The following is a 12,700-nucleotide window of genomic DNA, read 5'->3' as shown; positions in this document are numbered from 1 at the left end:
GATATACAGAGCAATCAGACAAAAACAGAGAAAAAACTAGAATTAGACATCATACTCTGTTAGACATTTTGAAATTCTAAGTGCGATGAAGATGAGGAGCAAAGAAATTCGATGGAAGAAAAAAAGTATTTGAAATGGTATAACAAAATTGGATATGGATCAGGCGATATTGCAGGTAATGTAGTCTATGCGTTCCTGACATCTTTTATGATGGTCTATTTGACGGACTCAGTAGGACTTGCTGCAGGTGTCGTAGGTACCCTGATTGCCGTATCAAAACTATTTGATGGTTTTACGGATATATTTTTTGGATCAATGATTGACAAAACACACAGTAAAATGGGAAAAGCGAAACCCTGGATGCTATATGGATATATTGGCTGTGCCATTACGCTGGTCTGCTGTTTTGCAGTACCAGTCAGCTTGGGAACAACGGCTAAATATGCATGGTTCTTTATCTCTTACACACTGTTAAATGGTGTGTTTTATACAGCAAACAATATTGCTTATTCAGCACTTACGTCACTGATTACAAAGAACAGCAAAGAGCGTGTGCAGATGGGATCTTACCGTTTTATTTTTGCGTTTTCAACAAGTCTTCTGATTCAGGCAATTACAGTTGGATTTGTAGATAAATGTGGTGGAGATGCTGCAGCATGGAGAACGGTTGCTATTATCTATGCAATCATTGGTCTTGTCGTAAATACGATTTCAGCACTTTCTGTTAAGGAACTTCCTGAGGAAGAACTTAACGAAGGAGCAGTAAAGGATGATAATGAAAAGTACGGAATGGTACAGGCATTCAAGCTTCTTGTTAAAAACAAATATTACATGATGATTTGTGGAACATATATTTTACAGCAGTTATATAGTGCCATGATTGGAGCTGGCATTTATTACATGACATGGGTACTGAAAAATAAGAATTTGTTTGGACAATTTGCATGGGCAGTAAATATTCCACTGATCATTGCCCTGATTTTCACACCGACATTAGTTGGTAAGTGGAAAGGTATGTATAAACTGAACTTAAGAGGTTATGTCTTAGCAGTCATCGGTAGAGCACTTGTTGTTGTTGCAGGATATATGGGCAGTGTTCCGCTGATGATAGCATTTACAGCTCTTGCAGCCTTAGGTCAGGGACCGTGGCAGGGAGATATGAATGCAGTTATCGCATCCTGCTCTGAATACACTTATCTTACACAGGGAAAGAGAATTGACGGAACGATGTACTCTTGTACTTCTCTTGGCGTAAAAATCGGTGGAGGTATTGGAACCGCTGTTGTTGGATGGCTGCTTGAGTTCAGTGGATATATCGGAACAAATGCAACTCAGCCGCAGTCTGCACTTGATATGATGCAGTTTATGTATCTTTGGCTTCCGTTAATCTTTGATGTATTGATTATGTTTGTACTTTCAAGAATGAATGTAGAAGATGCAAATAAAAAACTGAAAGCAGAAAAAGGAATTGCTGCAGATGAAGTAACAGATGCATCAGACATAAATTAGAATTGACAGGAGAAAGCGTTGTCTGGTCGTTGCTCGATGAGACAGTGCTTTTTCTATATATAAGGTGATAGAACTGTATTTTGAAAATAAAAAAGGACCACTTCATTTTTGTGAAATGGCCTTAAGAAAATATTCAGTTTTCACAAAATAGTCCTTTTAGTATTTATACATGGTAAGGATGCTCAAAATATTCAGTGTAGAATACTAAAAGGTCATTCAGATATTTTTTTAGGTTGCTCATTTGCAATTCCTCCTTTCCTTATTTACAAGTTGATTATAAGATAGGTGTAAAAGGATTGCTTGCCAAATCGAAAGAAGATATAGACAAATATTGCAAAGGGGAGTATTTCATGCAGTTAAAATATGTTGACACAAAAGAGGAGATTATAGCAATAAATAGGAAGTCAAAACATATTGAACCACATCTTCATGATGCACTGGAGATCGTTTGTGTAACAAGTGGATCATTAGAACTTGGTGTCGGACAGGAACTATACCATATGGAAAAAGGAGATATAGGCTTTGTATTTCCAGATGTTATTCATCACTATCAGGTACTGACACCCGGTGTAAATAAAGCGACTCATCTGATTGCATCGCTATTTACGATAGCCAAATTTGCAGATATCATGCAATCCATGGCTCCTGAATACCCAATCATCAAAGCGGAAAAGGTTGAACCGGAGGTATATAGGGTTATAAATGCAATTTTAGAGACAGAACAGTCGGATATTACTGTTGCACAGGCATATCTTCAAATTGTGTTGGCACGCTGCATAGGAAAATTAAATTTGGTAGAAAAGAGTAGTGTGGGGAGCAATGATCTTATTTACCAGACAGTTTCCTATATATCAGCAAATTTCAAGAAGAAGTTTTCGTTGGAAGAGATGGCAAAAGATCTGGGGGTGAGCAAATATGTTTTATCCAGACTCTTTTCCAAGACATTCCATAGAAACTTTAATCAATATCTTAACGATGCAAGGCTGAACTATGCATGCCATCGTTTGGAAAATACGAGTGATTCTATTACAAACATTTGTCTGGATAGTGGATTTGAAAGTCAGAGAACGTTTAACCGAGTATTTAAAGAAAGATATAAAATATCACCGAGTGATTATCGGAGTACTTGTGTGAAAGAGATGTTGTCATAAAAGGTGCTGTTGATAGAAATATTTACTTTGATTTCACAGTACTTTGTATTTGATTTTATGTGTGGATGATATAATATGAAAATATTTGTAGAAAAAAGAGTTTTATTCTATTATGAAAAGAGTGAGGTGTATTCTAAAGAAACAAGAAAGGCAGGGCGCATATGAACATGATAAAATCCATAATCGATTTTAATGAAAAAAAGGATTCATCTGTGATATGGATGGTGTGATCTATCATGGCAATCAGATATTGCCAGGTGTTCTGGAATTCATCCAGTGGTTGCATGATGAAAAGAAAGAATATTTGTTTTTGACAAATATTTGTGCAAAATGAATTTACAGACAGAGACGAGCTTCGATTCTGGCAACGAATGCCTATGCGTTGCTGACATCAGATTATTTCTCATTTTCTATGATAAAGATAAGAAAGCTGTAAAGTTTGATATGAAAACTTTACAGCTTTTTTTGAATCTATAGATTGTTTTCAAACACCTGAATACTTCGCTCAAGGATTCCCTTCATATATGCAATTGCAGTTCCATAGTTGGTGATGGGAATGCCTGCATCTTCGGCACATTTCAGTCGGAACTGCATTTCCCGTTCATTCAGCGTGCATCCGCCGCAGTGAATAATCATTCGGTAAGGGCGAAGATCTGTCGGGAATTCGGTACCGCTGGTGAATACAAAATTTAGGGATTTTCCGGTGTGTTCCCGGATCCACCGAGGTAGCTTGACTGTTCCGATATCTTCGCATTGGCGGTGATGGGTGCAGCCTTCGCAGATTAAAACGGTGTCCTGATCCTTTAGCATATCAAGGACGCGGGCACCGTTTACGACGGTGTTAAGATTTCCCTTATATCTTGCAAATAGAATGGAAAAGGAAGTTAGCGGTACCTCTGGCGGCGTCAGCCTTGCCACTTTTTCAAATGCCTGGCTGTCAGTAATCACAAGGGAAGGCAGTTCGCCCAGCCGATTCAAGGTATCGGAAAGCTCGGTGTCTCTGGTGACGATGGCAGTGGCTCCGGTATCGAGAATATCTCGGATCGTTTGCTGCTGAGGAAGAATGAGACGCCCTTTTGGCGCAGCTTTATCAATGGGAACCACCAGTACCACAAAATCACCGGGGCGGATTAGGTCACTGACAATTCTACGGTCATTTCCTTGCGTTGGTACCAGAGAGGCCAGTTTTTCTTTGAGTTCGTGAATATGGCTGCCCGTGCTTGCACTGATTAGGATAGAATGCTCCTTGGGAATGGAACCAGCAAAATCCCCTTTTAATTCTGCGTCTGTTCCCAGCTGGTCTGCCTTGTTCCAAACGAGAAGATAAGGAATCTCTTTTTCTTGAATCCGCGTTAAAATAGCAGCATCGGCATCCGTCATTCCGACAGTGGTATCAATGACCACAAGAGCAATGTCCGTTTTATTCAAGATTTGATAGGTTTTTTGTATGCGCAGAGCGCCGAGTTCTCCCGTGTCATCGAGACCGGGAGTATCAATCATAACGACCGGACCGAGGGGGAGAAGTTCCATTGCTTTTAAGACCGGATCTGTAGTGGTGCCCTTTACGTCGGATACGATGGCAAGATTCTGCCCAGTCAGAGCATTGATCAGGCTGGATTTTCCGGCATTGCGCCTGCCGAAGATCCCAATGTGGATCCTTTCGGCAGACGGAGTGTTATTTAAGCTCATAATAGTGTCCTCCAGACGTTCCCTTCTTTCGTGTTCTTATTTGAGAGTTAGAAGCGGAAGTCTCTGCGGTTGTTTTCCCGGATCAGCTTCAGGTTCTCCAGCACGACGGCGCGTGCTTTTTCATTTGGGACGTTTAAAACTTCCCGATCGATCAGCATATCGCCGATACGTTTGGTTTCCGGAGAAGCGTAGTCCATCAGATATTCTTCCAGCGTCATCAATGCGTTAGGATGGCAGCAGTTCTGAATCTGTCCGCTCTTACATAGGGACATGAAGCGGTCCCCGGTACGACCTTCTCGGTAGCAGGCGGTGCAGAAGCTTGGCAGATAGTCCATTTTCATCAGCCACTGTACGACTTCATCCAGGGTGCGGTTGTCGATGACATCGAACTGTTCGGATTTTTCATCTTCCGGTTCTGGTTCGCAGTAACCGCCTACGCTGGTGCGGGAGCCGCCGCTGATCTGAGAGACGCCAAGATGCAGTACACGCTCGCGCACTTGCTGGCTTTCTCTTGTGGAAATGATCATGCCGGTGTAAGGAACCGCGATTCGGATGCAGGCTACGATCTTGGCAAAGGTGTCGTCATCGATTCCATTTGTAAATGCATCTGCATCAATATCATCGGCATTGCGAAGTCTTGGAACGCTGATGGTGTGAGGGCCAACGCCAAATGCTGCTTCCAGATGTTCTGCATGCATCAGAAGTCCGGCAAATTCATAGCGGAATTTATCCAGTCCGAATAAAACGCCAATTCCTACATCGTCTACGCCGCCTTCCATAGCACGGTCCATGGCTTCGGTGTGATAATCATAGTCGTGTTTTGGACCTGTCGGATGCAGCTCCAGATAGCTTTCTTTATGATAGGTTTCCTGGAACAGGATGTAGGTTCCGATTCCGGCTTCCTTCAACAGGCGGTAGTTATCCACTGTCGTGGCAGCAATATTGATATTTACCCGGCGGATTGCTCCGTTTTTATGCTTGATATTGTAAATGGTGTTGATGGAATCCAAATAGTAATCCATGGTGTTGTGAACCGGATCTTCACCGGCTTCCAGCGCCAGACGCTTGTGTCCCATATCCTGCAGTGCAATGACTTCCCGTTTGATATCTTCCTGGGATAATTTCTTGCGTGGGATATGTTTGTTTTTCAAATGATATGGACAATAAGTACAGCCATTGATACAGTAGTTAGACAGATAGAGCGGTGCAAACAATACAATTCGATTACCATAGAAATCTTTTTTGATTTGCTCCGCGAGGCGGAAGATCTTCTCGTTTAAATCGGGATCTTCACAGGCCAAAAGAACAGAAGCCTCCCGGTGAGAGAGCCCTTTGCGCTTAGCGGCTTTTTCGATCAGAGATTCAATGAGAGGGAGGTTGTTCTTGTTTTCATCGGCATAAGCCAGTGTTGAAAGAATTTCCTCGTGGTTAATAAAGTCTTCTGCATGTTTGGAATTTACATCATACATTTTTAAGTCCTCCTTTTATAACAGGGATATCGCTGTGTGTTTCCAGACGGTATCCCAAATGACATATTTATAGTGTGCCGGCGGCAAGCGTTTCTAGATATTGAGAGAATCGCCCCTCGCAGTAACGACCTGATAGCCGATGGACTGCATGCGTTCCTCCAGATCGTGGCGGCATTCGGCGGCTTCCTCTCCGGTACAGATTTTGTTATCGTAGAGCAGATAATCCTTGCGCACATCGGTTGGAGAGAGGTTGGGCATTACAACATTTGCCCCGGCGAGGATACCCAGTTCCCGTCCCTTTGGATGAATGGTGCCAAGAGCGGTGGTTGCAGGAAGCAGAACCTTTGGAAGCATCAGCCGAAGCAGTCCCAAAAGAAATAAAGTAAGCTCCAGTGTTCCGGCAGCCTGGTCGGCAAACGGGGTGTCATGGTGCGGGATGAAAGGCCCGATTCCAATCATCTGTGGATTAAGTTGCTGGATAAACTGCATATCTTCTGCGAGATGTTCTGCTACCTGACCGGGAGAGCCGACCATGAAGCCGGTGCCCACCTGGTACCCGATGGATTTTAGATCCCACAGACACTTCTGGCGGCTGGCGGCAGTCAGGCCTGGCGGGTGAAGGCTTTCATAATGTGCGTGGTCAAAGGTCTCGTGGCGAAGAAGGTATCGGTCGGCTCCGGCATCCAAAAAGGCCTGGTAGCTGGCGCGGGATTTTTCACCGATAGATAAAGTGACGGCGCAGTCAGGATAATCCTTTTTGATGGCATGGATAAGATCGATGATCCGTTCGTCGGTAAAGTAACCATCTTCTCCTCCCTGCAGAACGAAGGTCCGAAAGCCAAGCTGATATCCTGTTTTGCAGCAGTCAAGAATCTGATCCTTGGTCAAACGATAGCGGTGGGCATTTCTGTTGCTTTTGCGGATGCCGCAGTAGAGGCAGTCGTTTTTGCAGTAATTGGTAAATTCAATTAGTCCCCGAACATAGACGTCATGCCCATAATAGCGGTGACGCTGATCTCTGGCCATGGCAAATAATTCTTCTGAAAGTTTGGGAGTACGCCCATTAATCAGAGTTACCCATTCATCGAAAGAGAGAGAATGGCTGATCTTTAGTTTTTGAAGCAGATTTCGAAGTGTCTGCATATTTTCCATAGAGATTCTCCTTAAAAACAAAAAGCCCGGCACAGCGGGCCGGGTTCCACAAAAAGAGTAGACTTCTCCCTACCCTTTTTCGTGTTCATTTCATTGCTCCGCCTTTTCACGCAGGAATTACCCTTTGTGAGTAGTACGTTATGAAGTATATTATACCACGAGCGAAGAGTCTTCACAACAAGAAGACTAGATCACGCCCATACATTTTAAGAGATAAAGCCATCCGGTCAGCGTAAATGCACTGAACATAGTGGTCAGCATGACGACGCTGGAAGACAGAACCCCTTCGTGTTCCATATTTTTGGCCATTACGAAGCTGCTGACGGTTGTGGCAGAGCCTAGCATAACCAGGATGGCAACCAGCTTTTCCTCGCGGAATCCAAAGGAAACAGCCAGAGGGAGAAACAGTGCTGCAAATCCTATGAGCTTCAGAAAGGAAGCGGTGACAGCCGGGGCAAGTTTGGCACGCGCTTTTTGAAAATCAAAGGAAGCGCCCATAGCAATCAGCCCCATTGGAGTGGCGATGCTGCCAATATTGGAAATCGTTTTCGCGGCGATGGAAGGCATGGGAATGCCGATGGCAGACCAGAGAAGTCCGGCTGCGATTCCGATCAGGATTGGATTGGTTACAATCCCTTTGAGGGTGTTCTTAAGAACGTCGCCTGAAAGTCCCTGTTGATTGGATTTGCACAGGGAGAGTACCAGCACTGCCATGATGTTATAAAGGGGCACGCTTCCAACGATCATAAGAGGCGCCATGCCGGCGGTTCCATAAATATTCTGGATAAATGCAATGCCAAGAAGGGCGGCGCTGCTTCGATAGGAAGCCTGAATAAACTCACCCTGTATAGGCGTAGCTTTCCAGATTCGGGAAAGAAGCGCTGCAAGAGCGATGCTAAAAAGTGTTGCAAAAAAACAAAAGAGCACGAAGCGGACATCCCAAACTTGGGAGAAATCTACCGTTGCCAAGTCGCTGAACACCAGAACGGGCAGCGGAAGCCGAAAGACGAAGGTGTTCATTTTGGATGCAAATGCATGATCTACCCAGCCGATTTTCCGAAGGAAGATTCCCAGAATCATCAGCAGGAAGATAGGGACAGTTGCATTTAAACTAAAGATCAGATTTTCCATGATACGATTTGCTCCTCAAATAGATTTTTGTAAATGTGAAAGTCTTCCTCTTTAAATACGTTGATTACCACCCGAGAAAGATCCAGGACAGACAGGCAGGTGTCAATGGTCTGAAGCGCGATCTGAGCCGCTTCTTTGTTGGGAAAATGAAATTCCCCGGTAGAAATGCAGCAGAAAGCGATGGTTTTTAAACTCTGTTTCGCTGCAAGCTTCAGGCAGCTTAAATAGCAGGAGCGAAGCTCTTCCCTTTGGCGATCAGTTACCTCCTGACCGACGATGGGACCGACGGTGTGGATAACATGCTTGGCAGGCAGATTATAACCGGAGGTGATTTTGGCCTTGCCGACGGGTTCGTCATGCCCCTGGGCTTCCATTAGACGGGCGCATTCATTACGAAGCTGTACGCCTGCTGCAGAATGAATCACATTATCGATGCAGCCGTGACAGGGAACGAAGCATCCAAGAAGCTGACTGTTTGCAGCGTTTACAATGGCGTCGGCAGACAGGCGTGTGATATCGCCCTGCCAGAGGGTGATTCGGTCCGCGTTTTTGATCTTTGTACAAGGGTATAAAGAGGCTGCGGTAGGAAGCTCCTTAATAGAGACGATTCCGCGCTCCTTACTCTCTTCCTGCAAAAGGGAATCTTGAAGTGTTTGGTATTCCGCGGAAATCTCACCCGGCCAGCGTACGTTCATCAGGGTGCGAAGAAGCCTTCGCTTTCCAGCGGCATCCGCGGGTTCGGCAAGGGAGGCATATCCGGGATTTTCTTCTTTTAAAAGTGTAATCAGACGTTCTATTTTTTCTTCTTTGCTTAAATTGGTAAGATAGGGATTCATAATCGTGCTCCTTGTGAATTCTTTTTGTGAATCATTTGAAAGAATTTATAAATATTTACAGATTTGGGAATAGGCTTCATATAACTGCTCGTAACTGATGCGGCAGTTGGCGGGGCTGGTGGAAGGAAGGCAGATCACCTCGATGCCGGTCTTGGGCTGGCAGTGGCGGCGGTATAGCTGGGAAGCCTTTGTGCCGGTTGCGAAGATGGCCTTGATATTCGCTCTTTCTAAAATCACGTTCATGTCATTGGGAATCGGATTTCTGATACTGCTGTCATCGGCTCCGGCAATTTCGCATCCAGCCAGCACATCCCAAATGGCGATTCGATTTCTTAATGCGAACTGAATTTTGTCCTCTTTGCTTTCCGGAAGCGGTTCGCCGCATACATCCGATACCACTTTCCAAAAACGATTTCGAGGATGTCCATAGTAGAAGCCGGTTTCCCTGGATTTTGGGGAAGGCATGGTTCCAAGCATCAAAATCTGCGAGTTTTGATCGAAGATGGGGGCAAAGTTATGCGTTACATATTCCGATTTCATAGAAGTCATCTGCCTTTCTGATGGTTTGATCGGCATTTCCTAAGAAAGCCAATAGAAGTTATGGTTTAGGATACCATAAAATAGTAGGGGAAACAATCTTTGTGAGGGGAAAAGTAGAGAAGGGGACAACTCCTTAAGAGTTTCTGAAAATTCCCTAAACTCCTTGACAAACGCTGGACTGATAGATATCATAGTCATTAGTTTTAAAAAGTAAAGGCGTTGAAGAAGAGGAGTATGCATTGGTTCACCTGTCAGAGAGAGCGGCCCGTAGGCTGAGAGGCGCTTAGCGATGAAGATGCAGAAGGTAGCTTCCGAGCCGGATTGCTGAACCTGTACGGTAAGAAGAATTGCAGCGAGATGAGTTAGGACATCGACGAAAAGGCTAGGCAGTCCCGGAGTCGTTCCCGTTAAAGAATAAGATGAGATATATGATCTGTGATCATATCAATGAAGGTGGTACCGCGACGACAATCGCCCTTTACATACATTATGTAAAGGGCTTTTTTATACCAGAAAATGTGAAAAATGTGTGAAGGAAAGGGAAAAGGGAGAAACTATGAGTAAAAATCTTGAGACAACATACAATCCAAAAGCGATTGAATCAAAATTATATGACAAATGGTGTGAGAACCGTTACTTCCATGCAGAAGTAGACCGAGACAGAAAACCATTTACCATCGTAATGCCACCGCCGAATATTACCGGTAAGCTGCATATGGGACATGCACTTGACAATACTCTGCAGGATATTCTGATCCGTTACAAGAGAATGCAAGGGTACAATGCGCTGTGGGTTCCGGGAACAGACCATGCAGCCATCTCTACAGAGGTGAAGGTAACGAACCAGTTAAAAGAAGAAGGAATTGACAAGAAAGAACTGGGACGTGAGAAATTCTTAGAGAGAACCTGGGAGTGGAAGGAAGAGTACGGCGGAACCATTACTTCCCAGCTGAAAAAACTGGGAACTTCCTGTGATTGGGACAGAGAGCGTTTTACCATGGATGAAGGATGTTCCAAAGCCGTAGAGGAAGTATTTATTAAATTATATGAAGAAGGATATATTTACAGAGGATCCAGAATCATTAACTGGTGTCCGGTATGTAAGACATCTCTTTCAGATGCTGAGGTAGAGCATGAAGAGCAGGAAGGAAGTTTCTGGCATATCAAGTACCCAATCGTCGGAACGGATGAATTCCTTGAGATTGCAACTACACGTCCGGAGACTATGTTAGGAGATACAGCGATTGCAGTGCATCCGGATGATGAGAGATACAAAGACATTGTAGGAAAGAAGTGTCTCCTGCCATTGACGGACAGAGAGATTCCGATTGTGGCAGATTACTATGTAGATAAAGAGTTTGGAACCGGAGCTGTAAAGATTACTCCGGCTCACGACCCGAACGACTTTGAGGTTGGAAAGCGTCACAACCTTCCGGAAATTAATGTGATGAACGACGACGCCACCATCAATGAGCAGTGGGGCGGCAAATATGCAGGTATGGATCGCTACGAAGCAAGAAAGGCAATGGTGAAAGATCTGGAAGAACAGGGATACCTGGTAAAGATCGAGCCACACTCTCATAATGTAGGAACCCATGACAGGTGCCATACCACGGTAGAGCCAATGGTAAAACAGCAGTGGTTTGTGAAGATGGAGGAGTTGGCAAAACCGGCAATCAATGCGATTAAGACGGGAGAATTGAAATTTGTTCCGGAGCGTTTTGATAAGATTTATCTGCACTGGCTGGAGAATATCCGCGACTGGTGTATTTCCAGACAGATCTGGTGGGGACACCGGATTCCGGCGTACTACTGTGATGAGTGCGGCGAGATTGTAGTGGCAAGAGAGATGCCAGGCAAGTGTCCGAAATGTGGAGGTACACATTTCACACAGGATGAGGATACGCTGGATACCTGGTTTAGTTCTGCACTGTGGCCGTTCTCTACACTGGGATGGCCGGATCAGACAGAAGAACTGGATTACTTCTATCCGACAGACGTGCTGGTAACCGGATACGATATTATTTTCTTCTGGGTAATCCGTATGGTATTCTCTGGATATGCACATACCGAAAAGTCTCCGTTCCATACCGTATTTATCCATGGACTGGTTAGAGATTCACAGGGACGTAAGATGAGTAAATCCTTAGGAAACGGAATTGATCCGCTGGAGATCATCGACCAGTACGGTGCGGATGCTCTTCGTATGACGCTGATTACCGGAAATGCCCCTGGAAATGATATGCGTTTCTATAATGAGCGAGTTGAGGCGAGCCGAAACTTTGCCAATAAGGTATGGAATGCATCCCGGTTCATTCTGATGAACTTAGATGAGAAGAACCTGACGAAGCCAGAGAAGCTTACGAACCCGGCAGACTGCTGGATTCTTACCAAGTGTAATCAGCTGATCAAAGAAGTTACCGATAATATGGATAAATTTGAGCTGGGAATTGCCCTTGCCAAGATCTATGACTTTATGTGGGATGAGTTCTGTGACTGGTATATTGAGCTTGCGAAGTACCGCATTTATCATGCTGAGGAAGATGAGAAGGGCGCGAATGAAGCTCTTTGGACCTTAAGAGAAGTGCTGAAGAATTCTTTGAAACTTCTGCATCCATATATGCCATTTGTAACGGAAGAGATTTACAGCACTCTGGTTCCGGAAGAAGAATCTCTGATGATTTCTCCATGGCCGGTATACGAAGAAGCAAATAACTTCCCGGCAGAGGAAACGATTGTAGAGCACTATAAAGAGATCGTTCGCGGTGTCCGCAACGTTCGTGCGGAGATGAACGTACCAAACGGAAGAAAGGCAACGATCTACGTCGTATGTGAAGACGAAGCGATCTGCAAAGGTCTGGAAGAATTGAAAAATTCAGCTATGATGATGGCAGCAGCCAATGATTTCATCGTGCAGCATGATCGTGCCAATATTGCGGATGACGCAGTATCTGTAGTCGTTCCGGATGCGACGGTTTATGTTCCGTTAAATGAGCTGATTGACTTTGAGCAGGAGATTGAGCGTCTGAGTAAAGAAGAAGCACGCCTTAACAAGGAGATTGCCCGCGCAACGGGAATGCTGAATAATGAAAAATTTGTCAGCAAGGCTCCGGAGGCAAAGGTGCGTGAAGAGCGTGAGAAGCTTGAGACTTATAAGCAGATGATGGAACAGGTAAAAGAAAGACTGGAAGGTCTGAAGGCAAAACAGTCATAAACAACGTGG

9 protein-coding genes, 1 pseudogene and 1 other annotated feature are annotated in these 12,700 nt (G+C 44.6%); of the genes and pseudogenes, 4 read left to right on the top strand and 6 right to left on the bottom strand.

Annotated features, from left to right (window positions below; all coding sequences use genetic code 11):
* Positions 1 to 111: 111 nt before the first annotated feature.
* From WKT00_RS06770 to WKT00_RS06760, 3 genes and pseudogenes are all read left to right on the top strand, one after another.
* Positions 112 to 1,509 carry an MFS transporter gene (locus WKT00_RS06770; RefSeq protein WP_340262204.1) on the top strand — a complete coding sequence of 466 codons (1,398 nt, stop codon included), beginning with the start codon at positions 112 to 114 and terminating at the stop codon, positions 1,507 to 1,509.
* Between the two features lie 350 nt (positions 1,510 to 1,859).
* A complete protein-coding gene (locus WKT00_RS06765; protein ID WP_340262201.1) occupies positions 1,860 to 2,660 on the top strand; it encodes a helix-turn-helix transcriptional regulator in 801 nt (266 codons plus the stop codon).
* A 161-nt stretch (positions 2,661 to 2,821) separates the two neighbouring features.
* Positions 2,822 to 2,979, top strand: a pseudogene (locus tag WKT00_RS06760) (TIGR01457 family HAD-type hydrolase); the annotation flags it as partial.
* A gap of 152 nt (positions 2,980 to 3,131) precedes the next feature.
* On the opposite strand, the gene hydF reads toward WKT00_RS06760, so the two are convergent.
* From hydF to WKT00_RS06730, 6 genes are all read right to left on the bottom strand, one after another.
* The gene (gene hydF / locus WKT00_RS06755) at positions 3,132 to 4,349 is read right to left on the bottom strand and encodes a [FeFe] hydrogenase H-cluster maturation GTPase HydF (protein ID WP_340262198.1); all 1,218 of its coding nucleotides are present in this window, start codon (positions 4,347 to 4,349) and stop codon (positions 3,132 to 3,134) included.
* A gap of 47 nt (positions 4,350 to 4,396) precedes the next feature.
* Positions 4,397 to 5,818 carry a [FeFe] hydrogenase H-cluster radical SAM maturase HydG gene (gene hydG / locus WKT00_RS06750; protein ID WP_101695020.1) on the bottom strand — a complete coding sequence of 474 codons (1,422 nt, stop codon included), beginning with the start codon at positions 5,816 to 5,818 and terminating at the stop codon, positions 4,397 to 4,399.
* Between the two features lie 93 nt (positions 5,819 to 5,911).
* Positions 5,912 to 6,961, bottom strand: a complete 1,050-nt coding sequence (gene hydE, locus WKT00_RS06745; protein WP_340263042.1) for a [FeFe] hydrogenase H-cluster radical SAM maturase HydE — start codon at positions 6,959 to 6,961, stop codon at positions 5,912 to 5,914.
* Positions 6,962 to 7,156: 195 nt separating this feature from the next.
* Positions 7,157 to 8,101: an AEC family transporter gene (locus WKT00_RS06740; RefSeq protein WP_101695019.1), complete on the bottom strand. Its 945-nt coding sequence runs from the start codon at positions 8,099 to 8,101 to the stop codon at positions 7,157 to 7,159.
* A complete protein-coding gene (locus tag WKT00_RS06735; protein WP_340262193.1) occupies positions 8,089 to 8,937 on the bottom strand; it encodes a protein-ADP-ribose hydrolase in 849 nt (282 codons plus the stop codon). The genes WKT00_RS06740 and WKT00_RS06735 overlap by 13 nt, the downstream gene beginning before the upstream one ends.
* A gap of 45 nt (positions 8,938 to 8,982) precedes the next feature.
* Entirely contained in the window at positions 8,983 to 9,477 is a 495-nt protein-coding gene (locus tag WKT00_RS06730; protein ID WP_101695017.1) for a DNA-deoxyinosine glycosylase, read from the bottom strand.
* Positions 9,478 to 9,687: 210 nt separating this feature from the next.
* Positions 9,688 to 9,959 (top strand) — a binding site (T-box leader).
* Positions 9,960 to 10,033: 74 nt separating this feature from the next.
* On the opposite strand from WKT00_RS06730, the gene WKT00_RS06725 reads away from it, so the two are divergent.
* The gene (locus WKT00_RS06725; RefSeq protein ID WP_340262189.1) at positions 10,034 to 12,691 is read left to right on the top strand and encodes a valine--tRNA ligase; all 2,658 of its coding nucleotides are present in this window, start codon (positions 10,034 to 10,036) and stop codon (positions 12,689 to 12,691) included.
* The last annotated feature ends 9 nt before the right edge of the window (positions 12,692 to 12,700 follow it).

Source organism: Dorea sp. ICN-14282 (genome assembly GCF_037890115.1).
Classification (GTDB): Bacteria; Bacillota; Clostridia; order Lachnospirales; family Lachnospiraceae; genus Dorea_B; species Dorea_B phocaeensis.
The sequence above is the reverse complement of the archived record's forward strand: the minus strand, read 5'-3'. Positions and strand labels throughout refer to the sequence as shown.

Bases quoted from the DNA above. Each gene is read 5' to 3' on its own strand.
- hydE (WP_340263042.1), bottom strand. From the start codon at position 6,961: ATGCAGACACTTCGAAATCTGCTTCAAAAACTAAAGATCAGCCATTCT.
- WKT00_RS06765 (WP_340262201.1), top strand. From the start codon at position 1,860: ATGCAGTTAAAATATGTTGACACAAAAGAGGAGATTATAGCAATAAAT.
- WKT00_RS06730 (WP_101695017.1), bottom strand. From the start codon at position 9,477: ATGAAATCGGAATATGTAACGCATAACTTTGCCCCCATCTTCGATCAA.
- WKT00_RS06735 (WP_340262193.1), bottom strand. From the start codon at position 8,937: ATGAATCCCTATCTTACCAATTTAAGCAAAGAAGAAAAAATAGAACGT.
- WKT00_RS06725 (WP_340262189.1), top strand. From the start codon at position 10,034: ATGAGTAAAAATCTTGAGACAACATACAATCCAAAAGCGATTGAATCA.
- WKT00_RS06740 (WP_101695019.1), bottom strand. From the start codon at position 8,101: ATGGAAAATCTGATCTTTAGTTTAAATGCAACTGTCCCTATCTTCCTG.
- hydF (WP_340262198.1), bottom strand. From the start codon at position 4,349: ATGAGCTTAAATAACACTCCGTCTGCCGAAAGGATCCACATTGGGATC.
- WKT00_RS06770 (WP_340262204.1), top strand. From the start codon at position 112: ATGGAAGAAAAAAAGTATTTGAAATGGTATAACAAAATTGGATATGGA.
- hydG (WP_101695020.1), bottom strand. From the start codon at position 5,818: ATGTATGATGTAAATTCCAAACATGCAGAAGACTTTATTAACCACGAG.